This is a genomic window from Streptomyces sp. NPDC104381 (assembly GCF_055583745.1).
The window spans coordinates 354,371-378,618 of sequence record NZ_JBVJNK010000007.1 but is presented as its reverse complement, the minus strand read 5'-3'; the positions used below and the strand labels follow the sequence as shown (position 1 = coordinate 378,618).

General features: G+C 71.6%; 23 protein-coding genes. 12 read left to right on the top strand and 11 right to left on the bottom strand.

Translation table 11 applies throughout. The features are described 5' to 3' along the window. Positions 1 to 19: 19 nt before the first annotated feature. Genes ACZ607_RS26025 through paaA form a run of 5 tightly spaced genes read right to left on the bottom strand, consistent with a single transcriptional unit; the run spans position 20 to position 3,589 of the window. Complete coding sequence (locus ACZ607_RS26025; RefSeq protein ID WP_469738319.1) at positions 20 to 1,081, bottom strand: 2Fe-2S iron-sulfur cluster-binding protein; 1,062 nt, start codon at positions 1,079 to 1,081, stop codon at positions 20 to 22. Beyond that, a complete protein-coding gene (gene paaD / locus ACZ607_RS26020; RefSeq protein WP_469738317.1) occupies positions 1,082 to 1,582 on the bottom strand; it encodes a 1,2-phenylacetyl-CoA epoxidase subunit PaaD in 501 nt (166 codons plus the stop codon). Further along, positions 1,576 to 2,277 (bottom strand): 1,2-phenylacetyl-CoA epoxidase subunit PaaC, encoded by a 702-nt coding sequence (paaC, locus tag ACZ607_RS26015; protein ID WP_469738315.1) that lies wholly within the window; start codon positions 2,275 to 2,277, stop codon positions 1,576 to 1,578. The genes paaD and paaC overlap by 7 nt, the downstream gene beginning before the upstream one ends. Continuing rightward, on the bottom strand, positions 2,274 to 2,564 hold the full coding sequence (paaB, locus tag ACZ607_RS26010; protein WP_366818195.1) for a 1,2-phenylacetyl-CoA epoxidase subunit PaaB: 291 nt from the start codon (positions 2,562 to 2,564) through the stop codon (positions 2,274 to 2,276). Before paaB ends, paaC begins: the two co-directional genes overlap by 4 nt. Continuing rightward, the gene (gene paaA / locus ACZ607_RS26005; RefSeq protein WP_147984501.1) at positions 2,561 to 3,589 is read right to left on the bottom strand and encodes a 1,2-phenylacetyl-CoA epoxidase subunit PaaA; all 1,029 of its coding nucleotides are present in this window, start codon (positions 3,587 to 3,589) and stop codon (positions 2,561 to 2,563) included. Before paaA ends, paaB begins: the two co-directional genes overlap by 4 nt. Positions 3,590 to 3,704: 115 nt before the next feature. Between paaA and ACZ607_RS26000 the strand changes: the two genes are divergently transcribed. The 3 genes from ACZ607_RS26000 to ACZ607_RS25990 are packed head-to-tail and all read left to right on the top strand — an operon-like array spanning position 3,705 to position 6,573. Next, on the top strand, positions 3,705 to 4,565 hold the full coding sequence (locus ACZ607_RS26000) for a DUF5819 family protein (RefSeq protein ID WP_469738313.1): 861 nt from the start codon (positions 3,705 to 3,707) through the stop codon (positions 4,563 to 4,565). Then, on the top strand, positions 4,562 to 5,830 hold the full coding sequence (locus tag ACZ607_RS25995; RefSeq protein ID WP_469738311.1) for an HTTM domain-containing protein: 1,269 nt from the start codon (positions 4,562 to 4,564) through the stop codon (positions 5,828 to 5,830). The genes ACZ607_RS26000 and ACZ607_RS25995 overlap by 4 nt, the downstream gene beginning before the upstream one ends. Continuing rightward, positions 5,827 to 6,573 (top strand): TrmH family RNA methyltransferase, encoded by a 747-nt coding sequence (locus tag ACZ607_RS25990; protein ID WP_469738309.1) that lies wholly within the window; start codon positions 5,827 to 5,829, stop codon positions 6,571 to 6,573. Before ACZ607_RS25995 ends, ACZ607_RS25990 begins: the two co-directional genes overlap by 4 nt. Positions 6,574 to 6,654: 81 nt before the next feature. On the opposite strand, the gene paaN is transcribed toward ACZ607_RS25990, so the two are convergent. Beyond that, positions 6,655 to 8,355: a phenylacetic acid degradation protein PaaN gene (gene paaN / locus ACZ607_RS25985; protein WP_469738307.1), complete on the bottom strand. Its 1,701-nt coding sequence runs from the start codon at positions 8,353 to 8,355 to the stop codon at positions 6,655 to 6,657. A gap of 123 nt (positions 8,356 to 8,478) precedes the next feature. Between paaN and ACZ607_RS25980 the strand changes: the two genes are divergently transcribed. Continuing rightward, positions 8,479 to 9,075, top strand: coding sequence for a TetR/AcrR family transcriptional regulator (locus tag ACZ607_RS25980; protein ID WP_469738305.1), 597 nt, complete (start codon positions 8,479 to 8,481; stop codon positions 9,073 to 9,075). 20 nt (positions 9,076 to 9,095) lie between these two features. Here the strand turns inward: ACZ607_RS25980 and ACZ607_RS25975 are convergent, their stop codons facing one another. Next, a complete protein-coding gene (locus ACZ607_RS25975; RefSeq protein WP_469738550.1) occupies positions 9,096 to 9,602 on the bottom strand; it encodes an Lrp/AsnC family transcriptional regulator in 507 nt (168 codons plus the stop codon). 224 nt (positions 9,603 to 9,826) lie between these two features. Between ACZ607_RS25975 and pdhA the strand changes: the two genes are divergently transcribed. The 7 genes from pdhA to ACZ607_RS25940 all read left to right on the top strand — a co-directional run bounded on the left by pdhA (position 9,827) and on the right by ACZ607_RS25940 (position 18,144). Continuing rightward, the gene (gene pdhA / locus ACZ607_RS25970; RefSeq protein WP_469738303.1) at positions 9,827 to 10,990 is read left to right on the top strand and encodes a pyruvate dehydrogenase (acetyl-transferring) E1 component subunit alpha; all 1,164 of its coding nucleotides are present in this window, start codon (positions 9,827 to 9,829) and stop codon (positions 10,988 to 10,990) included. Further along, entirely contained in the window at positions 10,987 to 12,018 is a 1,032-nt protein-coding gene (locus tag ACZ607_RS25965; protein WP_469738301.1) for an alpha-ketoacid dehydrogenase subunit beta, read from the top strand. The genes pdhA and ACZ607_RS25965 overlap by 4 nt, the downstream gene beginning before the upstream one ends. After that, positions 12,018 to 13,427, top strand: a complete 1,410-nt coding sequence (locus ACZ607_RS25960) for a dihydrolipoamide acetyltransferase family protein (RefSeq protein WP_469738299.1) — start codon at positions 12,018 to 12,020, stop codon at positions 13,425 to 13,427. The genes ACZ607_RS25965 and ACZ607_RS25960 overlap by 1 nt, the downstream gene beginning before the upstream one ends. Before the next feature lie 91 nt (positions 13,428 to 13,518). After that, complete coding sequence (locus ACZ607_RS25955; protein ID WP_469738298.1) at positions 13,519 to 14,394, top strand: NTP transferase domain-containing protein; 876 nt, start codon at positions 13,519 to 13,521, stop codon at positions 14,392 to 14,394. Next, positions 14,391 to 15,986, top strand: a complete 1,596-nt coding sequence (locus ACZ607_RS25950; protein WP_469738296.1) for a molybdopterin molybdotransferase MoeA — start codon at positions 14,391 to 14,393, stop codon at positions 15,984 to 15,986. Before ACZ607_RS25955 ends, ACZ607_RS25950 begins: the two co-directional genes overlap by 4 nt. Then, on the top strand, positions 15,944 to 17,086 hold the full coding sequence (locus ACZ607_RS25945; protein ID WP_469738294.1) for a potassium channel family protein: 1,143 nt from the start codon (positions 15,944 to 15,946) through the stop codon (positions 17,084 to 17,086). Before ACZ607_RS25950 ends, ACZ607_RS25945 begins: the two co-directional genes overlap by 43 nt. A gap of 71 nt (positions 17,087 to 17,157) precedes the next feature. After that, complete coding sequence (locus ACZ607_RS25940; RefSeq protein ID WP_469738292.1) at positions 17,158 to 18,144, top strand: NAD(P)H-quinone oxidoreductase; 987 nt, start codon at positions 17,158 to 17,160, stop codon at positions 18,142 to 18,144. Between the two features lie 175 nt (positions 18,145 to 18,319). Here ACZ607_RS25940 and ACZ607_RS25935 read toward each other — a convergent pair whose 3' ends face one another. The 3 genes from ACZ607_RS25935 to ACZ607_RS25925 form a co-directional block, all read right to left on the bottom strand. Continuing rightward, positions 18,320 to 18,865 (bottom strand): bacterial proteasome activator family protein, encoded by a 546-nt coding sequence (locus ACZ607_RS25935; protein WP_469738290.1) that lies wholly within the window; start codon positions 18,863 to 18,865, stop codon positions 18,320 to 18,322. 145 nt (positions 18,866 to 19,010) lie between these two features. Beyond that, positions 19,011 to 19,253 (bottom strand): hypothetical protein, encoded by a 243-nt coding sequence (locus tag ACZ607_RS25930; RefSeq protein ID WP_469738288.1) that lies wholly within the window; start codon positions 19,251 to 19,253, stop codon positions 19,011 to 19,013. 390 nt (positions 19,254 to 19,643) lie between these two features. Then, a complete protein-coding gene (locus tag ACZ607_RS25925) occupies positions 19,644 to 21,272 on the bottom strand; it encodes a protein kinase domain-containing protein (RefSeq protein ID WP_469738286.1) in 1,629 nt (542 codons plus the stop codon). A gap of 295 nt (positions 21,273 to 21,567) precedes the next feature. On the opposite strand from ACZ607_RS25925, the gene ACZ607_RS25920 reads away from it, so the two are divergent. Beyond that, positions 21,568 to 23,151, top strand: a complete 1,584-nt coding sequence (locus ACZ607_RS25920) for a protein kinase domain-containing protein (protein ID WP_469738285.1) — start codon at positions 21,568 to 21,570, stop codon at positions 23,149 to 23,151. Positions 23,152 to 23,174: 23 nt separating this feature from the next. Here the strand turns inward: ACZ607_RS25920 and ACZ607_RS25915 are convergent, their stop codons facing one another. Continuing rightward, the gene (locus tag ACZ607_RS25915; protein WP_469738283.1) at positions 23,175 to 24,230 is read right to left on the bottom strand and encodes a phosphotransferase; all 1,056 of its coding nucleotides are present in this window, start codon (positions 24,228 to 24,230) and stop codon (positions 23,175 to 23,177) included. Positions 24,231 to 24,248: the final 18 nt, after the last annotated feature.

The following is a 24,248-nucleotide window of genomic DNA, read 5'->3' as shown; positions in this document are numbered from 1 at the left end:
CGCTCGGCTGTGCGGCCCGTCAGCGGTCGAAGTCGAGTTCGACTTCCGGCGTGACGGGGTGCGACTGGCAGGCCAGCACGAAGCCGGCGTCGGTCTCCTCCGGTTCCAGAGCGAAATTGCGGTCCATCCGCACCTCACCCGAGACCAGGAAGGCCCGGCAGGTCCCGCAGACTCCCCCCTTGCAGGCGTACGGGGCGTCCGCGCGGCTCCGTAGCACCGTGTCGAGGAGCGATTCGCCGTCCTGGACCGGCCAGCTGCCCGACCGGCCGTCGAGCGTCGCCGTGAGTCTGCTGTCCGACGGGGCGGCGGCCCGGGCGGCCGACGGCAGCGCCGTGCCCGTGTCGGCGACGTGGAAGATCTCCTGGTGGATGCGTGCCCGGTCGGCGCCGAGCTCGCGCAGCGCCCCCTCGGCCGCCTTGACCAGGCCGAGCGGCCCGCAGAGGAACCAGCCGTCCACATCGGCCACCGGGAGCAGCGCGGGCAGCAGGCCGGTGAGGCGCTCGCGGTCCAGGCGGCCCGAAGGAAGCCCGGCTGCCTGCTCCTCCCGGGACAGGGCGGTCACCAGCTGGAAGCGGTCCGGGTAGCGGTCCTTGAGCTCCGCCACCTCGTCCAGGAACATCGTCGAAGCGGCCGTCCGGTCGCTGCGGATCAGACAGAAGTGCGCCGAGGGCTCCCGCGCCAGCAGCGTCGCCGCCATGGACAGCACCGGGGTGATGCCGCTGCCGCCGACGATCGCGGCGAAGCGGCCCGGGCGCGGTGCGAGGACGAAACGGCCCATCGGGGCCATCGCCTCCAGCTGGTCCCCCACGGCCAGCTCCTTGAGGGCGTACGTCGAGAACGCGCCGCCGTCGACCATGCGGATGCCCACCCGCAGCACGGGGTCGCCCGGCTGTTGGGTGGCCGGTGCGCAGATCGAGTACGACCGCCGGATCTCCTCGCCGCCGACGCGGTAGCGCACATTGAGGTGCTGGCCGGGGGTGTGGCGGAAGGTCTCACGCAGGTCGGACGGCACGGCGAAGGTGACGGCCACCGCGTCGTCCGTGATCCGTTCGACCGCGCTGACCCGGAGCGGATGGAACATCTACAACTCCTTGAAGTGGTCGAACGGTTCGCGGCACGCCACACAGCGGCGCAGTGCCTTGCAGGCCGTGGAGGAGAACCGGCTCAGCAGCTCGGTGTCCGTGGAACCGCAGTGCGGGCAGCGCACCGAGAGCGTCAGAGGGACCGGCCCGTCGGATCCGCCTCCCGGGCGTGGTGGCGCTATCCCGAATTCCGCGAGCTTGCGGCGACCCTCGTCGCTGATGTCGTCGGTCGACCAGGCCGGGGCGAGGACCGTGACCACGGACACCTCGGCGACGCCGTGCTCGTGCAGCACCCGCTCGATGTCGGCGGACATGCTCTCGATGGCCGGGCAGCCGGTGTACGTCGGTGTGAGCCGCACCGTGACCTTGTCGGGGCCGTCCGCCCGCACACCGCGGAGCACGCCGAGCTCGTCCAGCGTGAGGACCGGCAGCTCCGGGTCGGGCACGGAGCCCGCCAGCCGGTGGAGCTCCGCCTCCAGCGGGGTCTCGGTGGTCACCATGACGCCCCCGGGTGGCTGCGGTGCAGATGCTGCATCTCGGCGAGCATCCGCCCGAACGGCTCCGTGTGCAGGCCCTGCCGGCCCGCTCCGGCCGTCCAGGCTCCGGACTGCGGCCCCGCCGGAAGCGTCAGGGTCGCTCGCTCCACCACGGAGCTGACAGCGGTCAGCCAGCTGTCCCGCAGGGCGTGACGGTCGACGTCCACTCCCTCGACCGGCTCGAACAGCTCGCCCGTGAACCGCCACAGGGCGTCCAGGGCGCTCTGCATCCGCTCATGGCTCTCCGCGGTGCCGTCGCCGAGCCGCAGGACCCACTGCTCCGCGTGGTCCCGGTGGTACGCGACCTCCTTGACGGCCTTGGCGGCGAGGTCCGCGAACTCGCCGCCCCCGGCGGCCAGCTCCTCGTACAGCAGGTGCTGGTAGACGGAGAAGTAGAGCTGACGGGCGATGGTGTGGGCGAAGTCGCCGTTCGGCTGCTCCACCAGCTGGACGTTGCGGAAGGCCCGCTCCTCACGGAGGTAGGCCAGCTGGTCCTCGTCGCCCACGAACGAGAGCAGCGTCCTGGCCTGGCCGAGCAGGTCCAGGGCGATGTTGGCGAGGGCCACCTCCTCCTCCAGCACGGGGGCGTGGCCCGCCCACTCACCCAGCCGGTGCGAGAGCACCAGCGCGTCGTCGCCGAGGGCGAGGGCCGCGGTCACAGGTGCTTCACCCCGTCCGGGATCTCGTAGAACGTGGGGTGGCGGTAGGGCTTGTCCCCGGCGGGTTCGAAGAACGAGTCCTTCTCGTCCGGCGAGGAAGCGGTGATCTCCGTCGAGGGGACCACCCAGAGGGAGACGCCCTCCGAGCGGCGTGTGTAGAGATCGCGGGCGTTGCGCAGGGCCATCTCGGCGTCCGGCGCGTGCAGGCTGCCCGCGTGGGTGTGGGACAGTCCGCGCCGGGAGCGCACGAACACCTCCCACAGAGGCCAGTCGGTCGAGCTGCTCATGCGGTCGCCTCCACGGGCTGGGCGGCCGCGCCGGCGGAGCCGGGCCGTGCCGCGTGCTTCTCTGCGTATGCCGCTGCCGCGTCGCGGACCCAGGCGCCCTCCTCGTGGGCCGTGCGCCGCTGGGTGAGCCGCTGTTCGTTGCAGGGGCCGTTGCCCTTGAGGACCTCCTGGAACTCCGTCCAGTCGATCGCTCCGTAGTCGTGCTGGCCCAGCTCCTCGTTCCACCTGATGTCGGGGTCGGGGAGGGTGAGCCCCAGCGCCTCCGCCTGCGGGACGCAGATGTCCACGAAGCGTCGGCGCAGCTCGTCGTTCGAGTGCCGCTTGATCTTCCAGGCCATCGACTGCGCCGAGTGGGCGGAGGAGTCGTCGGGCGGGCCGAACATCATCAGGGAGGGCCACCACCAGCGGTTCACCGCGTCCTGCGCCATCTCGTGCTGGGCGGGGGTGCCCCGGCTGAGGGCGAGCAGCAGCTCGTACCCCTGGCGCTGGTGGAAGGACTCCTCCTTGCAGACCCGGACCATCGCCCGCGCGTACGGGCCGTAGGAGCAGCGGCACAGCGGCACCTGGTTGGTGATCGCGGCCCCGTCGACGAGCCAGCCGATCGCACCTACGTCCGCCCAGGTCAGCGTGGGGTAGTTGAAGATCGAGGAGTACCGCTGACGGCCGGCGTGCAACTTGTCGAGCAGCTCCTCGCGGCTGGCCCCCAGCGTCTCCGCCGCGCTGTACAGGTAGAGGCCGTGCCCGGCTTCGTCCTGCACCTTCGCCATCAGGATCGCCTTGCGGCGGAGCGACGGCGCCCGGGTGATCCAGTTGGCCTCGGGCTGCATGCCGATGATCTCGGAATGCGCGTGCTGGGCCATCTGGCGGATGAGCGAGGCGCGATACGCGTCGGGCATCCAGTCCCGGGGCTCGATCCGGTCGTCGGCGGCCACCGCGGCGTCGAACGCCGCCAGACGCTCCGCGTCCGCGTCGTCCGTTGTGCCTGCTGTCCCCTGCGTCGTCTGGTCCGCAGTCACTGCCGCCATCCCGGGCTCCCTACCGACCGATCGTTCGGTTCATTGGCTTCAATGGTGAGTCGGAGGCCCGTAGGGTGTCAACCCTGTGGATAACTGAGTGGTGATCGACGGTGATCGGGGCAGGATGGATGCGGACCACGGTGGGCGCACCGGAAACGAGAAGAAGTCCCCCTGGCCCGATGTGACGAGCCGCCCGCACGCGGAGCAGGAGACGGGCGAGGGCGCTGGTCAGGACGCCGGGACGGCACCTGACGCGGAGGCCGCGCCTGCGGGTATACCGGCCCCCGGTTCGGACGGAAGGCGTCAGGGCGGCGGTATGGCCGCGCTCTCGCTTCCGTACCAGATCGCCGCCGCGCTCGCGCTGTCCGGCATGGGGCTCCTGGCCTGCGCCCACATAGCCATGATCTTTCTGTACGTCGCACCGTCGAACACGCTGACGAAGCAGCACGGCGAGGTGGTCGACGACTGGATCTTCCCCGAGTTCGAGCAGAACTGGAAGCTGTTCGCCCCCAATCCGCTCCAGCAGAACATCTCGGTGCACGTACGGGCCGAGGTGGCCGACGACGGTGCGGACGGCAGCAAGGTCACGCGCTGGATGAACCTCTCGCGTGACGACGGCGAGGCGATACGCGGCAACCTTCTCCCCAGCCACGTCGACCAGAACGAGCTGCGCCGCGCCTGGGACTTCTACACCGGGTCCCACGACACCGAGAACCGCCCGAACGGACTGCGCGGTGAGCTGTCCGAGCGGTACATCCGCCGCATCGTCATGCTGCGCCTCGCCGAGCACGGCTATGGCGGGACGGTCGAGCGCATCCAGGTCCGGTCCGCCACCCGTTCCGTCGGCGCCCCGGCATGGAGTGACGAGAAGATCAACACGCAGCTGGAGTACAGGGAGCTCCCGTGGTGGACCGTCACTCCGTCCGACCGCCCCGGGGCGGCGACCACGGACCAGGCCACGCGGGCCGGGAAGGCGGAGCGATGAGCACCCCCTCCCCGGCCGGCGGCACCGGGTCCATCGGACGCGCGCTCGCCCAGGCCGTCCAGCGCGTCACGGCCGCTCCCCTCGGCCCCTACCAGAGCGCCGTCGTCCGGATCGGCGTCTCCGCCACCTGCCTGCTGTTCCTGCTGCGCGAACTGCCTCACCGCCACGAGCTGTACGGCCCCGACGGGCCGTGGAGCTGGGACATGGCGCGTCGGCTCATCACCAACAACGACGCCTTCACCGTCCTGATGTGGTCGGACGGCACGGCCTGGTTCGAGACCGTGTACGCGCTCACGCTGGTGTCGGCCGCGCTGCTGATGACCGGCTGGCGGACCCGGGCCACATCCGTCGTCTTCATGGTCGGCGTGCTCTCCCTGCAGAACCGCAGCATCTTCATGGGCGACGGCGGTGACAACGTCATCCACCTCATGGCGGTCTACCTGGTGCTGACCCGCTGCGCGCGGGTCTGGTCCCTGGACGCGCGCCGTGCGTCGCGGGAAGCCGCGTGTCTGGCGCAGGGAGTCAGGCCCGCCCGTGATGTCGCGGGCCCGGTCCTGTGGGCCGTCCTCGGCTGCGTCCTTCTGCCCGCCACCCTCATGGAAGGACTCGGCGGTACATGGTGGCTGCCGTCCCTCCTGTGGGTGCTGTGGCTGGGCAACGCCGTCCGGTGGGTCCTGGTCCGGCGAGCGCCGGAGCATGAGCTGCGTGCCCTCCTCGACGTCCTGGCCAACCTCGCCCACAACGCCACTCTCTTCGTGATCATGGCCGAGGTGTGCCTGATCTACGCGACCGCCGGCTGGTACAAGATCCAGGGCTCCCGCTGGCAGGACGGTACGGCGGTCTACTACCCCCTGAAGCTGGACTACTTCACCCCGTGGACCGGGCTCTCCGGCCTGGTCGCGTCCAGCGCGCTGCTGGTCATGGTGCTGACGTACGCCACGGTCGTCGTGCAGGTCGCCTTCCCCTTCACGCTGTTCAACCGGCGCGTCAAGAACGTCCTGCTGGTCCTCATGATCGGCGAGCACGCGGGGATCTCCGTCCTGCTGGGACTCCCCTTCTTCTCCATGGCGATGATCGCCGCGGACGCCGTCTTCCTTCCGACCGTCTTCCTGCTGTGGCTGGAACGCAGGGTGCTGCTCGGCCGGCGCCTCCTCTCCTCACGGACGGCGGGGCGGCTTCGTCTCCCCGGACAGCGACGGGCAGGGCAGGACGACGAGGAGGCCCTGCGCAGTGACGGCGGCGGTGGCCATACGCTCGTCGGGTGACCAGCGAGACCGGCAGTACAGATGAGACCGGCAGTACCGAAGAGGCCGGCAGTGCGGAAGGGCCTCGGGCGGCAGCCGCGCCCGATCCGTCCGAGGAACCGAGCCAGTACGACGACGGGTACGGCGGTGTGATCGGGGTCGGCCCGCACCCGCTGCCCTGGCCCGAGGACGAGCGTTACGATCCGGAGCTCCTCGCCCAGGGCGACCGGCGCAACGTGGGCGACGGCTACCGGTACTGGACGCGGGAAGCGATCGTCGCCGATCTCGATCTGCGGCGCCACGACTTCCACGTGGCGGTCGAGAACTGGGGCCACGACTTCAACATCGGCTCGGTGGTGCGCACCGCCAACGCCTTCCTCGCGAAGGAGATCCACATCGTGGGGCGGCGGCGCTGGAACCGGCGGGGGGCCATGGTCACCGACCGCTACCAGCACGTACGGCACCATCCCGACACGGCGGACCTGACGGCCTGGGCGGCGGCCGAGGGGCTGCCGATCATCGGGATCGACAACCTCCCAGGGGCTGTTCCGCTGGAGCGGACGGAGCTTCCGCGCCGGTGTGTGCTGCTGTTCGGTCAGGAGGGCCCCGGGCTGACTGAGGAGGCGCGCAAGCACGCCTCGATGGTGTGCTCGATCGCCCAGTTCGGCTCGACCCGGTCGATCAACGCCGGCGCGGCGGCCGCCATCGCGATGCACGCGTGGGTCCAGCGCTACGCGGACATCCCCGACCCGCGCGACGGGTGACCGGCTGAGCGGATGTCCGGTGGGGCGGGTGTACCCCTAGGGATCCCGCTCCACCGGCTGCCGTCGGACGACGGGCCGGGCTCAGGCCTGCCGGCGGACCTCCACCACCCTGAAGCGGTTGGACACGAACGCCCCGTCGCAGAGCGCCGCGTTGGCGGCCGGATTGCCTCCCGACCCGTGGAAGTCGGAGAAGGCCGCCGTCTGGTTGACGTACACGCCGCCTGTGAGGTTCAGCGAGAGCTGGGCCGACTCGTCGAAGCAGACCTCCTCCACCATGCGTTCCACCTCGGGGGAGGTGGTGTACGCGCCCACGGTCATCGCACCCTTCTCGCGAATCGTGCGGCGCAGCAGGTCCAGCGCGTCAGCGGTCGAGTCGACGGCGACCGCGAACGAGACCGGGCCGAAGCACTCCGAGAGGTAGGGCGCCCCCTCGTCGGGCTTGGTGCCGTCGAGCTTCACCAGGGCAGGCGTACGGACCACGGCGTCGGGGAAGTCGGGGTTGGCCACCGGGCGTGAGGCGAGCGCGACGTCCCCCAGGGCCGCGGCGCCTTCCAGCCTGGCCTTCACATCCGGGTTGACCAGGGCGCCGAGCAGGCCGTTGGCCCGGGCGTCGTCACCGAGGAGCCCGTTCACCGCCTCGGCGAGGTCCGCCACCACGTCCTCGTACGACTTGGCGCCCGCGTCCGTGGTGATGCCGTCACGCGGGATCAGCAGGTTCTGCGGGGTCGTGCACATCTGGCCGCTGTAGAGGGAGAGCGAGAAGGCCAGGTTGGACAGCATGCCCCGGTAGTTGTCGGTGGAGTCGAGGACGATCGTGTTGACGCCCGCCTTCTCCGTGTAGACCTGGGCCTGCCGGGCGTTGGTCTCCAGCCAGTCGCCGAAGGCGGTGGAGCCCGTGTAGTCGATGATCTTGATCTGGGGGCGGATGGCCAGGGTCTTGGCGATGCCCTCGCCAGGCCGCTCGGCCGCCAGCGCGACGAGGTTCGGGTCGAAGCCCGCCTCGGTCAGCACCTCGCGTGCCAGCTGCACGGTCAGCGCGAGCGGGAGGACCGCCCGCGGGTGCGGCTTGACCAGCACGGGGTTACCGGTCGCCAGGGAGGCGAAGAGGCCCGGGTAGCCGTTCCACGTGGGGAACGTGTTGCAGCCGATCAGCAGGGAGATCCCGCGCCCCGCCGCCGTGTACGACTTGTGCAGCCGCAGCGGGTCGCGCTTTCCCTGGGGCTTCGACCAGTCGGCGCTGCGCGGGGTGCGCGTCTGTTCCTCGTACGCGTACGCCACGGCCTCCAAACCGCGGTCCTGGGCGTGCGGACCGCCCGCCTGGAAGGCCATCACGAAGGCCTGCCCGCTGGTGTGCATCACGGCGTGCGCCAGCTCGTGCGTACGCGCGCTGATCCGGGCGAGGATCTCCAGACAGACCAGGGCCCGCGTCTCCGGCCCCGCGGCGCGCCACGAGCCCATGGCGGCGCTCATGGCGGGGAGCAGGACGTCCGGATCGGCGTGCGGATACTCGACGCCGAGCTCCGGCCCGTACGGCGAGACCTCACCGCCGGTCCAGCCGTCGGTGCCGGGCTGGCCGAGATCCAGCCTGGTGCCGAGCACGGCGTCGAACGCGGCCTTGCCCTCCGCCGCGCCGAGGCTGCCGGGGAGGCCTCCCTCGCCGTAGGCCTTCGGGTGCTCGGGGTGCGGGGACCAGTAGGCGCGCGAGCGGATCGCGTCGAGGGCCTGGTCGAGCGTCGGGCGGTGGATCTCGGACAGCTTCTCGGGGGAAAGCTGGGCGGCCATGACGGACCAACTCCTCGTCGAGCCGGGCAGGGATGTGCTGACGGAGTTAGAGTAACCGAACGATCGGTCGGGACAAGGGGTCCCGAGGGACCTGTGGACAACTCATGGGGGAGGATCGCGGTCATGACCACGGCCAAGCGGGACACGTACACCCCGGAGACACTCCTGACCGTCGCCGTCCGTGTCTTCAACGAGCGCGGATACGACGGCACGTCCATGGAGCACCTCTCCAAGGCGGCGGGCATCTCCAAGTCGTCCATCTACCACCACGTGGCGGGCAAGGAAGAGCTCCTGAGGCGTGCGGTGAGCCGGGCGCTCGACGGGCTCTTCGGCATTCTCGACGAGGCGGGGGCCACCCAGGGCCGGGCGATCACCCGGGTCGAGTACGTCACGCGCCGCACGGTCGAGGTGCTCATGGCGGAGGTCCCCTACGTCACGCTGCTGTTGCGCGTGCGCGGGAACACCAGGACGGAACGCTGGGCCCTGGAGCGCCGGCGTGAGTTCGACCAGCGGGTGTCCGACCTGCTCAAGGCAGCGGTGGCGGACGGGGACCTGCGTGCGGACGTGGACATACGCCTGGCGACCCGGCTGCTCTTCGGCATGGTGAACTCGCTGGTCGAGTGGTACCGGCCGCAGCCGGGCGGCTCCGTGGAGACGGAACAGCTCGCGGACACGGTCGTCCGGCTCGCCTTCGAAGGGATGCGGGCCGCCCGCCCCTAGGGCCGTGTTTCGAACACGCCCTAGGCGAGCTCGGCCGGGCGGTCCGGGCGCGGCCCCAGATCGGTCTCCTCGAACACCAGCAGCGTGCGGGTGGACAGCACCTCGGGGATGGCCTGGATCCTGGTCAGGACCAGCTCGCGCAGTGCCTGGTTGTCCGGCGTGTGCACCAGGAGCAGCACATCGAAGTCGCCGCTGACCAGCGCGATGTGGGTGGCGCCGGGAAGCGCCTGCAACTGTTCGCGCACGGTGCGCCAGGAGTTCTGGACGATCTTGAGTGTGATGTAGGCGGAGGCGGCCTGTCCTGCCCGCTCGTGGTTCACGCGCGCGCTGAAACCGCGGATCACCCCGTCCTCGACGAGCCGGTTGATCCGGGCGTAGGCGTTGGCACGCGAGACGTGGACGCGTTCCGCGACGGCCCGTATCGAGGCGCGGCCGTCCGTCTGGAGGATGCGCAGGATCGCGCGGTCGATGGAGTCCAGCGGCCGGGCGGGCGGGGTCCGGCCCGGAACTCCGGCCCCGTCGGCCATTTGTTCAGCTGCCATCTGCCCGCGCCTCCCTGTTGTGGACGACCTGCCCCTATCCCAGGCTGTGGAGAACCGTTTGTCCACAGGCTGAAGGTGCGTGTAGCCAAATTGCCCCCGCGACCGAACAATCGGTAGGTGAGGCGCACCACACCGGCGCCCCGCCCATGCCCCGATTCCTGCAGATTTCGACACCCCTCGATATATCTCGATGCCAGGAGGTGCTTGTCATGACGGTCCAGGAGCTGCCCGGCGCAGCCGCCTACCGGCCCACGCCGCCCCCGGCCTGGAAGCCGCTCACCGATCCCGCGCCGCTGCTCCCGGACCCCGAGCCGTACCGCGTGCTCGGGACGGACGCCGTGGCCGACGTGGACCCTGAGCTGCTGCTGAGGCTCTACGCCGAGCTGGTGCGCGGCCGCCGGTACAACGCGCAGGCCACCGCGCTGACCAAGCAGGGCAGGCTCGCGGTGTACCCGTCGAGCACCGGCCAGGAGGCCTGTGAGGTCACGGCGGCGCTCGTGCTGGAGGACCGGGACTGGCTCTTCCCCAGCTATCGCGACACGCTCGCCGCCGTGGCGCGTGGCCTGGACCCCGTCGAGGCGCTGACCCTGCTCCGGGGGGACCGGCACACCGGCTACGACCCGCGTGAGCACCGCATCGCCCCGCTCTGCACCCCGCTGGCCACCCAGTTGCCGCACGCGGTGGGTCTGGCGCACGCGGCGCGCCTCAAGGGCGACGACGTGGTGGCCCTGGCGATGGTCGGCGACGGCGGGACGAGCGAGGGAGATTTCCACGAGGCGCTGAATTTCGCGGCGGTCTGGCGGGCCCCGGTGGTCTTCCTCGTGCAGAACAACGGCTTCGCGATCTCGGTGCCTCTGGCCAAGCAGACCGCGGCGCCGTCCCTGGCCCACAAGGCCGTGGGATACGGGATGCCGGGCCGCCTGGTCGACGGGAACGACGCGGCCGCGATGCACCAGGTGCTGAGCGAGGCGGTGGCGCGGGCGAGGCGGGGTGAGGGCCCGACGCTGGTCGAGGCGGTCACCTACCGCATGGAGGCCCACACGAACGCCGACGACGCCACCCGCTACCGCGGCGACGGTGAGGTGGAGGCCTGGCGTGCGCACGACCCGATCAGCCTTCTCGAACGGGAGCTGACCGGACGCGGGCTGCTGGACGAGGACGGCATCGGGACGGTGCGGGAGGCGGCCGAGCGGATGGCGGAGGGACTGCGGGAGCAGATGAACGCCGACCCGGCGCTCGATCCGATGGATCTGTTCACCCATGTCTACGAGGAGCAGACCGGCCAGCTGCGGGAGCAGGCGGCGCGGCTGCGGGCCGAGCTGGACGCGGAGCACGGTGCGGACGGCGAGAGCCCCGCCGAGGAGGAACGATGAGCACCGCTGCCGCGACGGCCGGTGAACGGACCGCCAGGACCCGGCCGGCCACGATGGCGCAGGCCCTCGGGCGGGCGCTGCGTGACGCGATGGCCGACGACCCGGCGGTGCACGTCCTCGGGGAGGACGTCGGCACGCTCGGGGGCGTCTTCCGCGTCACCGACGGCCTGGCGAAGGAGTTCGGCGACGACCGCTGTACGGACACACCACTGGCCGAGGCGGGCATCCTCGGAGCGGCGGTGGGCATGGCGATGTACGGGCTGCGGCCCGTGGTGGAGATGCAGTTCGACGCCTTCGCCTACCCGGCCTTCGAGCAGCTGGTCAGCCATGTCGCCAAGATGCGGAACCGGACCGGGGGCGCCATGCCCCTGCCGATCACGGTGCGGGTGCCGTACGGCGGCGGGATCGGCGGGGTCGAGCACCACAGCGACTCCTCGGAGGCGTACTACATGGCGACCCCCGGCCTGCACGTCGTCATGCCGGCCACGGTCGAGGACGCGTACGGGCTGCTGAGGGAGTCGATCGCCTCCGACGACCCCGTGGTCTTCCTGGAGCCGAAGAGGCTCTACTGGTCCAAGGCGGACTGGTCGCCGGAGGCGCCGGCTCCGGTCGAGCCGATCGGGCGGGCCGTGGTCCGGCGACCCGGCCGCAGCGCGACCCTGATCACCTACGGCCCGTCCGTCCCGGTGTGCCTGGAGGCCGCCGAGGCCGCCACTGCCGAGGGCTGGGACCTCGAGGTGGTCGACCTGCGCTCCCTGGTGCCCTTCGACGACGACACCGTCGCCGCGTCGGTGCGCCGCACGGGGCGCGCGGTGGTCGTCCACGAGTCCTCCGGATTCGGCGGCCCCGGCGGCGAGATCGCGGCGCGGGTCACCGAGCGGTGCTTCCACCATCTGGAGGCGCCGGTCCTGCGGGTCGCCGGGTTCGACATCCCCTATCCGCCGCCGATGCAGGAGCGGCACCATCTGCCGGGCGTGGACCGGGTGCTCGACGCGGTCGCCCGACTTCAGTGGGAGGCCGAGAGCTGATGGCGCAGGTGCTCGAATTCAAGCTGCCGGACCTGGGCGAGGGGCTGACCGAGGCCGAGGTCGTGCGCTGGCTGGTGGAGGTCGGCGATGTCGTCGCCGTCGACCAGCCGGTCGTCGAGGTCGAGACGGCCAAGGCCATGGTGGAGGTGCCCTGCCCTTACGGGGGCGTGGTGACGGCGCGCTTCGGTGAGGAGGGCACGGAACTCCCCGTCGGCGCACCACTGCTGACGGTGGCCGTCGGATCGATGGAGACCACGGAGAGCCGAGGTGCCTCCGGTGAGCTCTCCGGCGACGGCGCCGGGAGCGAGACGTCCGGCAATGTGCTGGTCGGTTACGGCACGGGTGCGCCGGCCGCTCGGCGGCGCAGGGTCAGGCCCGCCCCCGTCTCGGGCCGGGCCCCCGCCAAGCCTGCGCGCCCGGCCTCGGCCACGCCTGCCCGGCCGTCGCCCGTCCCGGCCGAGCGCCCGGCGCCGGCCAGGGCTTCCGCCCCGGCGCCGTCCGTGGTTCCGGTGCTCGGGCCGGTGGACCCTCAGGGCCCCGTCGCCGTCATCTCCCCGCTGGTCAGGAAGTTGGCGCGGCAGCACGGCCTCGATCTCCGGCAGGTCACCGGATCGGGTCGGGACGGGCTGATTCTGCGTACCGACGTGGAGTCCGCGATCAGGGCCGCCGAGGAGGGCACCGCTGCCGTCGCGGCCACGCCCGCCCGACCCGAGCCCGAAAGCTCGGGCGAGCGGGTCGCGCTGCGCGGGGTCCGGGGTGCGGTGGCCGAGAAGCTCTCGCGCAGCCGACGGGAGATTCCCGACGCCACGTGCTGGGTCGATGCCGACGCCACCGAGCTGATGGCGGCGCGAGCCGCGATGAACGCCGTCGGGCCGAAGATCTCGGTGCTCGCGCTGCTGGCCCGCATCTGCACGGCGGCCCTGGCGCGGTTCCCCGAGCTCAACTCGACGGTGGACGCGGAGGCCCGGGAGATCGTGCGGCTGCCCGGGGTCCATCTGGGCTTCGCCGCCCAGACGGAGCGAGGCCTGGTCGTCCCGGTCGTCCGGGACGCGCACACGCGTCACGCGGAGTCGATCGGGGCGGAGATCGCCCGGCTGACCGAGGCCGCACGGGACGGGAAGCTGACCCCGGCGCAGCTCACCGGAGGCACGTTCACGCTGAACAACTACGGGGTGTTCGGGGTCGACGGGTCGACGCCGATCATCAACCACCCGGAGGCGGCCATGCTCGGCGTCGGCCGGATCGTGCCCAAACCCTGGGTGCACGAAGGCGAGCTGGCGGTCCGACAGGTCGTTCAGCTCTCGCTCACCTTCGATCACCGGGTCTGCGACGGTGGCACGGCCGGTGGCTTCCTGAGGTACGTCGCCGACTGTGTGGAACAGCCGGCGGTGCTGCTGCGCACGCTGTAGTCGAGAGCGCCTACGGCACCCCCGGATCCGCGGTCGGTGAGTTCGGTCCCCGGGGGGCCGTCCTGGGCGGGCGGCCCGCATACTCGGGGGCATGACCGCGTATGACGCCATCGTTCTGGCCGGAGGGGCTGCGAAGCGCCTCGGGGGAGCCGACAAGCCAGGGCTCCGCGTGGGCGGCCGCGCGCTGCTCGACCGGGTGCTCGCCGCATGTGCCGACGCCGGGTCCACGGTGGTGGTGGGCGGGCGCAGGCCCACCGTGCGTCCGGTCACCTGGACACGTGAAGTGCCCGAGGGCGGCGGCCCCTTGGCGGCCCTCGGCGCGGGGGTCCGGCACACGGCCGCGGAGAGTGTTCTGGTGCTCTCCGCGGATCTGCCGTTCCTGGGGGAGGCAACGGTCCGCTCGTTGCTGGCCGCCGCGGAGCCGGAGGTACGGGAAGGCGCCCTGTGCACCGACCAGGACGGCCGGGACCAACCGCTGGTCGCGGTCTACCGGACCGAGCCGCTCCGCCGTGAACTCGCCCTTCTCGCCACCGAACACGGCAGCCTCGCCGGTCTCCCCCTGCGGCTGCTGACCGCCGAACTGGACCTGGCGCGGGTGCAGGCCGGTCCGCTGGATTCGTTCGACTGCGACACCTGGGAAGACATTGCCGCCGCCAGGGCGAGGATCAGGGAGCATGGGACCGTGCTGGACGAATGGATCACCGCAGTCAAGAACGAACTGGGCATCGAGCTGGACGTCGACACCGGCGTCCTGCTGGACCTCGCCCGTGACGCCGCCCACGGCGTGGCCCGGCCCGCCGCGCCGCTGACCACCTTCCTGGTGGGGTACGCGGCGGCGCTGGCCAGCAGCGGCAAGAGCCCGGCGGACGCGGCCGAAGCAGTGGCCGATGCCTCCCGCAAGGCCACTGCCCTCGCGCTCCGGTGGGAGGAGGAAACGGCTTCCGGAAGCGGGCCCGGTACGCCATGACCCCCCACGGAGGCGATGCGCGGGCGGCCGAGGAGCGGGCAGCCGAGGAGGAGCGGGCCGTCGAGCAGGCGCTCGCTCTCGTCGGCCGTCGGCCACAGGCGCCGCACCCCCCGCCGGACCGGTCCGGGGAACCCGCCACATACACGGAGCCGGGCGCGCACCCGGAGCCGGGCGAGCGCACACGATCAGGCAGGCATACGGACCCGGGCGAGCCCGCCGGCGCGGCCCCGTACCTCGGCGACCCCAGCCCGGAGGCGTCGGAGCCGGTCTCCCCGACCCCCGGCCCCACCAGCCGTAGCGGATCCGGCCCGGTTGGCACGGGGTCGGCCGGCACCGTCCCTGCCCACGGCCGCTCGGCCCCTCCGCACGCGCACCGGGCCCGGGCCGCCGCCTGGGACGGAGCATTCGCCCTGGCCGAGCGCCTCGGCCGAGCCGCACCCCTGGCCGCCCACCGCCTCCCCCTGGACCGCGCTCTCGGGCATGTCCTCGCCGAGGCCGTCGTCGCGCTCACCGACCTGCCGTCGTTCGACACCTCGGCCATGGACGGCTGGGTCGTCGCGGGCCCCGGGCCCTGGACCGTACGGGAAGGGGAAGGGCTGCTCGCCGGACGCGGGCCATCCGAGCCGCTCCCCGACGGGTACGCCCTACGGATCGCCACAGGCGCACGCCTCCCCGTGGACGCTACCGCCGTGATCCGCAGCGAGCACGCACACTGCGATGAGGCTAAGGGTCTGCTGCACGCCACCCGCGACGTCGTACCGGGCCAGGACATCCGTCCCCGGGGCCAGGAGTGCCGGTCCGGTGACGAGCTCCTGCCCGTGGGGACCGTGGTGACCCCGCCCGTGCTCGGACTGGCGGCAGCCGCGGGGTACGACGCTCTCGTCGCCGTACCCCGGCCTCGCGTGGACGTCTTCGTACTCGGTGACGAGCTCCTCACGGCAGGGCTTCCCCGTGAAGGGCTGATCCGGGACGCGCTCGGCCCCATGCTCGCCCCCTGGCTCCGCTCACTGGGAGCGGAGGTCGCCGAGCCCAGGAGACTGGGCGACGACGCCGAAGCCCTCCGTGAGGCGCTCGTCACCTCCGATGCCGACCTGATCCTCACCACGGGCGGCACCGCCGCCGGCCCGGTGGACCACGTCCACCCGGTTCTGGCCCGGATCGGTGCCGAGCTGCTGGTCGACGGGGTGGCCGTACGACCGGGGCATCCGATGCTCCTGGCGCGGCTTCCCGACGACGGCCCCTGCCTGGTCGGTCTGCCCGGAAACCCCCTGGCCGCGGTCTCCGGGCTGCTGACACTGGCCGAGCCGCTGCTTCGGGGGATCGCCGGGCGCCCCGCCCAGGACCGCTACCGCGCTCCCGTCCACGAGGAGGTGCACGCGCACCCGCACGACACCCGGCTGATCCCCGTGGTCCACCGCGACGACAGCGTTGTGCCCTTGCATTACAACGGCCCCGCCATGCTCCGTGGCATCGCCGCCGCGGACGGGCTGGCCGTGGTCCCGCCCGGCGGGGTACGGTCCGGCACCGAGGTGGAGATCCTCGATCTACCGTGGGCCTCGGCATCGCCGTGGACGGAAGGGTGTTTCACGTGAAACTTCCCGGCCACGATGCGATGGCCCGGCGAGCGGACGAACATGTGGTGCCGACCAGGGTGCTTCTGCCGCGGCGGGTCGTCGACCGACCGCTGCGCCAGGTGGCCAAACGGCTGGCCATGGCCCTCACGGTCCTGGCCGCCACGGTCTTCATCGTCTGGGCCGACCGGGACGGGTACCACGACAACGCCGACAGCAAGGTCGACTTCCTCGACGCGGTCTACTACGCGACGGTGACCCTGTCGACGACCGGATACGGCGACATCGTCCCGTACAGCGATCCTGCACGCCTGGTCAACGTGGTGCTGGTGACGCCGTTGCGCGTGCTCTTCCTGATCATCCTGGTCGGCACCACCCTCGAGGTCCTCACGGAACGGACCCGGGAGGACTTCCGGCTGAACCGTTGGAGAACCAACTTGCGTGAACACACCGTCGTCGTCGGCTTCGGCACGAAGGGCCGCTCGGCAATCCAGACGCTCTGTGCCACCGGGCTGAAGAAGGACCAGATCGTCATCGTCGATCCGGCCGGCAAGGTGATCGAGGCAGCCAACGCCGAGGGGTTCGTGGGCGTGCTGGGCGATGCGACGCGCAGCGATGTGCTGTTGCGGGCCGAGGTCCAGAAGGCCCGTCAGGTCATCATCGCCACCCAGCGCGATGACACGGCCGTACTCGTCGCGTTGACCGCGCGTCAGCTCAACCGGGGCGCGAAGATCGTGGCCGCCGTGCGCGAGGAGGAGAACGCTCCTCTGCTGCGGCAGTCCGGCGCGGATGCCGTGATCACCAGCGCGAGCGCGGCGGGCCGTCTGCTCGGCCTCTCCGTCCTCAGCCCCAGCGCGGGCACGGTGATGGAGGACCTCATCCAGCAGGGCAGCGGACTCGATCTCATCGAACGGCCGGTGATAAAGGCCGAGGTGGGCAAGAGCGTCCGGGAGACCGACGACCTGGTGGTCACCGTCGTGCGCGGCCATCGGCTCCTCGGTTACGACGATCCGGCGGCCAGCCCCCTGCAACTGACGGACCGGGTGATCACGATCGTGCGTGCCTCACCGCCCCAGACACCGCCGGTGAACCCGTCGCAGCAGCCCACTCAGTGGCCTTGAGATGAGCGGCCGGGCGCGGCACAGGCCCGTCCGGCCCCGTCCGGGACTCCGCACGGAGTAGCCTCGCGGCCATGTATGCGATCACGATCCCCGAACCCGGCGGCCCCGAAGCGTTCGTATGGGCCGAGGTCCCCGATCCCGTACCAGGCGAGGGCGAAGTTCTCGTCGAGGTCGTGTCCAGCGCGGTCAACAGGGCGGATGTCCTGCAGCGGCAGGGCTTCTACAACCCGCCGCCCGGCGCCTCCCCCTATCCCGGCCTGGAGTGCGCGGGACGTATCGCGGCGCTCGGTCCCGGAGTGACCGGGTGGTCCGTCGGCGACGAGGTCTGCGCACTGCTCGCGGGCGGCGGTTACGCGGAGAAGGTCGCCGTGCCCACCGGCCAGTTGCTGCCGGTGCCCGACGGGGTGGACCTGGCGCAGGCCGCGGCACTGCCCGAGGTGGCGGCGACGGTCTGGTCGAACGTCTTCATGGTGGCCCACCTGCGGCCCGGCGAGACCCTCTTGGTGCACGGCGGGTCCAGCGGTATCGGCACGATGGCGATCCAGCTCGCCAAGGCCGTCGGCGCCCGGGTCGCGGTGACGGCGGGCGGCCCCGAGAAGCTGGCCCGCTGCCAGGAGCTCGGCGCCGACATCCTCATCGACTACCGCGAGCAGGACTTCGTGGAGGAGGTGCGGCAGGCGACGGACGGCGCGGGAGCGGACGTGATCCTCGACATCGTCGGGGCGAAGTACCTGGACCGGAACGTACGGGCGCTGGCGGTGAACGGCCGGCTCGCCATCATCGGCCTCCAGGGCGGCGCCAAGGGCGAGCTGAACCTGAGCGCCCTGCTGAGCAAGCGGGCCGCCGTCACGGCGACCTCGCTGCGCGCGCGACCGCTCGCGGAGAAGTCCGCGATCATCGCGGCGGTACGTGAGCATGTGTGGCCGCTGCTCGCCGACGGCGTCGTACGGCCGGTCGTGGACCGCACCGTGCCGATGCCGGAAGCGGCCGAAGCCCACCGGCTGATGGAGTCCAGCAGCCACATCGGCAAGATCCTCCTGGCCGCGCCGAAGGCCTGACGGCCGGAACTCCGCACCCAAGGGTTGAGGCCCGTGGGCGTCGAGCCGCCAGAGCCCCCAGGGGCGCCGAGCTGAAGGCCGACACCCAGGGGAGTCGCGCCGAAGACGCGGGGCCCGGCACACATGGTGTGTGCCGGGCCCCGTTGCGTTCCGCGGTCGGTATGGACTCAGGCGGTCAGAGGTACGGGCCGGAGCGCGCCGGCCCGTGCGGGTCGATCCCGACTTCCTCGTCCTCGTGGCCGACGCCCGGAGGGAGGGCGCGGCGCATCTGCTCCAGCTGGGCACGGGCCGCCATCTGCTGGGCGAACAGCGCCGTCTGGATACCGTGGAAGAGGCCCTCCAGCCAGCCGACCAGCTGGGCCTGTGCGATCCGCAGCTCGGCCTCGGAGGGGACGGACTCCTCGGTGAACGGCAGCGAGAGCCGCTCCAGCTCCTCCACCAGCTCCGGCGCCAGACCGTCCTCGAGCTCCTTCACCGAGCTCGCGTGGATCTCCTTCAGCCGGACGCGGCTCGCCTCGTCGAGAGGAGCCGCCCTGACCTCCTCCAGAAGCTGCTTGATCATGCTGCCGATGCGCATGACCTTCGCGGGCTGCTCGACCATCTCCGTCACCGGGACCTCGCGAGAGTCGTCGTCACCGCCACCGCCGATAGCCATTCCGTCCTGCCCCACCACGAGGACCTGTGGGTGCTCCTGCGACCGGTCATTCCTCGGCATCTCCATGCCGCCATTGTCTCGCACACCTGCTTCACATCACGTTGGTGCCCCCGGAAAAGCATGATCCACCTTTCCGGGGGCACCGGAACCAGCTGTCAGCGGCAGCCCTCATTCCGCCCGGGGCCAGGGCCGGGCCCGGGCGACGGTCCGGTCAGTTCGCGCGGCGCATGCGGATCGCCAGGAATGCCAGCCCCAGCCCGACCAGGGCGATGCCACTGCCCAGCGACACGTCGCGCACCTGCTTCAGGGCGGGCTCGTCCAGCGCCTGCCGCTGCCGGGCCGTCTCCCCGGGCTCCGGGAACGCCTCGGGCGGCGGTGTGAAGGCCGGTACCTTCGCGGGATCCGGTTCCGGCGGCATCTCGTCCGCCGCGGCCTCCGAGTCCGCGACCTCCATGGGCGACAGCGACCGCCCCGGCCGGGCCCGCCCCTCTCCGGCCTGCCGCCCCGCGAGGGGAGACTCCTCGGCGGAGGAACTCGCCGAGGGAGAAGGAGCGGGCGAAGAGGAGCCCGAGGGCTTCGCCAGGGCCTGATACCCCGCATGTACGGACGCCGGTTGCCCCGCGCGTACGGACCCGGAGGACCTGCTGTCGCCGGATGCCAGGGCGGGGGGTCCGAGTGCCAGCCCGAGCGCCATCACCAGACAGGCGACACACCGTGACGACCGTGAAGCCGGGAGTCCTGGAGGCATGAGACCAGAGTCACACGGCCCGATATGTCCGGCATTTCGAGTGCAGCGGTGAGACCGGACCTCAGTCGCCCGGGGAACCGTCCCGGAGGTCGTCGCTCAGGTCGGGTCCCCCGTGGAGACCTGCAGTTCGAAGTGGGCACCGGTCTCGGCGACGGCTGTGCCCGCCGAGGGGAACTGGCCGACGACCTGACCCTCGGCGTAGGTGTTGCCCGGTTCGTCGATGACCTTGACGGTCCATCCCGCAGCGTTAAGACAGTCCTTCACCGAAAGGATGTCCTTGTAGACGAAGTTCGGGGCCTGGACCTTCGCCGGGTCGTCCGTGTCCTCCTGGGCGCCCGTGCACTTCTCGGCCTCCATCGTCCGGTTCCGCTCCGGCGGCTTGTGCTCGCCGGCGACGGAGGACTCGCTGGAGCTCGGGTCGCCGCCCTTGCCGTTCTCCGTGTCGTCGCCCATGTTCAGGAAGGCGACCAGCCCGCCGATCGCGACCAGGGCGACCACGATCGACCCCACGATGACCGGCATGTTGCGCCTGGATCCGCCACCGCCGGCGCCCGTCGTCGTCTGCGGCGACATCGTGTACGGCGGCGGGGTCTGGTGCGCCAGGTGGGCCGGGGTCCCGTACGGCTGGGCCGCCTGCGGGTAGCCGTAGCCCGGCGTGGGGGCGGGCGTCGGCGCACCGTACGGACCGGGCTGGTGCGGGTGCGGCTGGTACGGCGTCTGCACGCTGTGCGGGGCCGGGGTCGTCTGGTCGACGGGCGGGAAGACCGCTGAGCCCACCCCCGAGCCGCTGTTCGCCGGGGTGCCGCCGCCGATGATCACCGGGGCGCCCGAGGGGCCGCTCGCGTTCAGTACGCGGGTGATCTCGTCCTGCATCGCGGCGGCGCTCGGGAAGCGCTCGTTCGGGTTCTTTTTCAGCGCCCGGGCGACGAGGGCGTCCATCGCGGGCGTGATGGACCGGTTGATGCTGGACGGGGCGACCGGCTCCTCCTGCACATGCGCGTACGCGATGGCGAGCGGGGAGTCCGCGTCGAACGGGATACGCCCCGTGAGCAGCTGGAAGAGCATGATCCCGACCGAGTACAGGTCGGAGCGCGCGTCGACGCCGCGGCCGAGCGCCTGCTCGGGGGAGAGGTACTGCGGGGTGCCGACGACCATGCCGGTCTGGGTCATCGAGGTGACCCCCGACTGCATGGCACGGGCGATGCCGAAGTCCATGACCTTGACGACGCCGCGCTTGGTCATCATCACGTTGCCGGGCTTGATGTCGCGGTGGACCAGGCCCATCTCGTGGCTGGTCTCCAGGGCGGCGAGCACGTCGGCCGTCACCTTGAGCGCCTTCTCGGCCGGCATCGCGCCGTACTGCTGGATGTCCGACTGGAGCACGGAGCCGAGCGGCTGCCCCTCGACGTACTCCATGACGATGTACGGCATCAGCGCGCCGCCGAGCTCGTCCTCGCCCGTGTCGAACACCGAGACGATGTTGGTGTGCTGGAGCTTGGCGACGGCCTGCGCCTCGCGCCGGAACCGCTCGCGGAAGGACTGCTCGCGCCCCAGCTCCGTGTGCAGCGTCTTGATGGCCACCTGGCGGTCCAGGGCCGAGTCGTACGCGAGGTAGACGGACGCCATGCCGCCTTCACCGAGCAGGTCGCGCAGCTGGTAGCGGCCGCCGGCCACGGAACCGCCCGCGTAGCGCCCCTGTGCGCCCTGTGCGCCGTCGTGGCTCATGAGCTTGCATCCCCCTCGGCGCCCGACGGACGCGATCATCCCTATTACGGGCCAAGTCTGCCCGAGGGGTACGACACGTCAAGCCAGGTGCCCGTTCCGTGACCCTACGCGCTGGAAGCGTCTCGGAAGCGTTACAGGAAGCGCATGGAATTTGCGTGGACGGCGCGCGAGCCGATTGGATGGCCCGTCACTCTGGGAACCGGTGTGTCGCACAGAGGCTGTAGCGTGACGTGGCAATGCAGCAAGGCACCGTGAGAACCCGCGGACGCGCGGACAGATACGACGGCGAGGACTGATGGCACCCGAATCCGAAGCAAACGGCGGCGGAGTTTCGGATGGCACCGACTCCTGGGGTGTCGGCGGTGTGGTCGGGGACGGCCGTTACCGCATGACGCACCGGCTCGGCCGCGGCGGCATGGCCGAGGTCTATGCCGCGGAGGACGTCCGTCTGGGGCGCACGGTGGCGGTGAAGCTGCTGCGTTCCGATCTTGCCGAGGACCCGGTCTCCAAGGCCCGCTTCACGCGTGAGGCACAGTCGGTCGCGGGCCTCAACCACCACGCGATCGTCGCCGTGTACGACTCCGGCGAGGACGTCGTGGGCGGCTCGACCGTGCCGTACATCGTGATGGAGCTCGTCGAGGGCAACACCATCCGCGATCTGCTGCTGGAGGCCGAGGCGCCGCCGCCCGAGCAGGCGCTGATCATCGTCTCGGGCGTCCTCGAAGCCCTGGCCTACTCCCACCAGCACGGCATCGTGCACCGGGACATCAAGCCGGCGAACGTGATCATCACGCACTCCGGCGCGGTCAAGGTGATGGACTTCGGCATCGCCCGCGCGCTGCACGGCGCCCAGTCGACGATGACCCAGACCGGCATGGTCATGGGCACGCCCCAGTACCTCTCCCCCGAGCAGGCACTCGGCAAGGCGGTCGACCACCGGTCCGACCTGTACGCCACGGGCTGCCTGCTCTACGAACTTCTCGCCCTGCGGCCCCCGTTCACCGGTGAGACCCCGCTCTCGGTCGTCTACCAGCACGTCCAGGACATCCCGGTCCCGCCCTCGCAGGCCGGCGGGTCCGTCCCGCCGGAGCTCGACGGGCTCGTGATGCGCTCCCTCGCGAAGGACCCGGACGACCGGTTCCAGAGCGCCGAGGAGATGCGCGGCCTCGTCCAGTACAGCCTGCAGATGCTGCAGGTCCAGGGCGGGCACACCGGTACGTGGAACACGGGCCCGGTCAATGTGAACGACGCCGGCCACACGGCCGCCATGAACATCGGCGGCGGCACGGCGGCCATGGGGCACCCCATGCACGGGGACACCTCGCAGGGCCCGATCCTGCCGCCCATGAACCCCGACGACGGGGCGTACGCGGGCGGACAGCACAACGGCGGCGGCCGCGGCAAGATGTGGCTGTTCGTCCTGCTCGCGTTGATCGCCATCGGTGCGGGCGTCGCGTTCGCCGTCCAGGCGGCGAACGACGACGGCGGCAACAAGAAGTCGCCGACCACGCCCTCCACCTCCGTCACCCCCTCGCCCACCCCGTCCTCGGCCGAGCCGACGGACGAGGAGACGGAGGAGACCGAGGAGCCGAACACCTCCTCGGGTGGTCAGACGTGGCCCACCAGTGAGCCCACGTGGAGCCAGACCAACGAGCCGACCGAGCCGACCCGTGAGCCGACGGACACGCCGACGTCGTCCGACCCGGGGACGGGCGGAACGTCCGACGGCGGCACGTCCGAGGGTGAGGACGGGGGCAACACCGGCGAACCGACCGGTGAGCCCACGGACCCGGGGGCGAACAACGGGGGCAGCGAGGGGGCCGCGGCCGGCACCGCAGCGGGTGCCGCGGCGGGAGCGACCGGCACCACGGGGGAGTGACCACCGGCCGGTAGCCCCGGCCCTCACCCCGTGAAGGCCTCGCCCACCGCCTCGTACTCGCGCGTCCACCACACCGCCAGGGCCGATACCGCAGGGAACTGCGGGTCGGCCCTGCGGTCGTGCAGGCGGTAGCGCCAGCGCAGTATCCAGAAGTCGTTGAGGCGCTCCCACCACACCCGGTGCACCGCCGCCGCCAGCTCGGCCGCCCCCGCGCCCGCCGACCGCCGGTAGGCGCGGGCGTACGCCCGCACCTTCTCCAGCGCCAGTTCGCCGTCCGGCCGGACGAAGAAGATCGCCGCCGCACGGACGGCCTCCTCCGCGCGTGGCTGCACGCCGAGCCGGTCCCAGTCGACGATCGCGACGGGGTCGGCCCCCCGGTAGAGCAGGTTCAGCGGGTGGAAGTCGCCGTGGACCCACCCCCGGGCGGAGCCCTCGGGCGTGGGCGGGCGTCGGTGCGCGTGCTGTTCCAGCAGGGCTCGGCGTTCGACGAGACGGTGTACGGCGAGCTCGTCGAAGGCGTCCCGGGGGCCCATGCGCCGCGCGGCCGTCAGCAGCTCGTCGATCAGCGTGAACGTATCGGCGGGATCGGGGCTCTGCCCCCGCACCGGAGGTGGCGGGTCCGGCTCCATGACCTGCTCAAGGCCCATGTGTACGGCTCCGAGGAGCGCCCCGAGCCGGCGGGACTGGGCGGTCGTCAGCTGGGCGCCGTCCCGGTGGAGGCCGTCCACCCAGCGGTGCAGGGCATAGCGCTGCCCGTCGATCACCGTGACCGTGTCACCCTCCGTGTCCGAGAGCGGCGGGGCCACCGGCACACCGAGGGAGTGCAGCTGCTGGGTCGCCCGGTGCTGCCGGACGATCGTGGCGTGATCACCACTGGCGTCGTCGAGGTGGTGCTTGTCGAGATGGTGCTTGAGGAAGTACGCACCACGGGTGGTGGACACGCGGTAACCGTGGTTGAGCAGGCCCTTGCCGATCGGTTCGCACGCGAGGGGTTCACCGGCGTCCGGGTAGCGGCGCAGGACCTCGCCGACCGGTGGGACTGGCGGGAGGGTCACAGATGAGCGCAGCACCCGACACATGTTAGGTGACGCTGAGTG